This window comes from Streptomyces sparsus, assembly GCF_054776295.1.
Genome location: NZ_BAAHCA010001685.1, coordinates 1 through 574, shown reverse-complemented (window position 1 = coordinate 574; position 574 = coordinate 1). Strand labels below are relative to the sequence as shown.

The following is a 574-nucleotide window of genomic DNA, read 5'->3' as shown; positions in this document are numbered from 1 at the left end:
TCAACCAGGACGGCGCCTCCAACGGCCTGACCGCGCCCAACGGCCCCTCGCAGCAGCGTGTCATCCGCCAGGCACTGGCCGCCGGCGGCCTCACCCCGCAGGACGTGGACGCCGTCGAGGCGCACGGCACCGGCACCACGCTCGGCGACCCGATCGAGGCCCAGGCACTGCTCGCCGTCTACGGGCAGGAACGCGCCGATGACCGCCCCCTGTGGCTGGGCTCGCTCAAGTCCAACATCGGGCACAGCCAGGCCGCGGCCGGCGTCGGCGGGGTCATCAAGACCGTCATGGCGCTGCGCGCCGGTGTCCTGCCGCGCACCCTGTACGCCGACACGCCCACCCCGCACGTCGACTGGGACACCGGCCACGTCCGGCTGCTCAGCGAGCAGCAGCCCTGGCCGGAGACCGGCCGCGCCCGCCGCGCGGGCGTGTCCTCCTTCGGCGTGAGCGGCACCAACGCGCACGTCATCGTCGAGCAGGCGCCCCCGGCGGACGACCTGCCCGCCACCACCGAACCGCCCGCGGTACCCGTGCTGCTGTCCGGCCGCACGCCCGCCGCGCTGCGCGCCCAGGC

At 76.0% G+C, this 574-nt stretch carries 1 protein-coding gene; it reads left to right on the top strand.

Features of this window, described 5'->3' with window-relative positions; translation table 11 throughout:
* A partial coding sequence (locus tag ACYVE9_RS30300) for a ketoacyl-synthetase C-terminal extension domain-containing protein (RefSeq protein ID WP_461031053.1) occupies window positions 1-574 on the top strand: 574 nt, incomplete at both ends.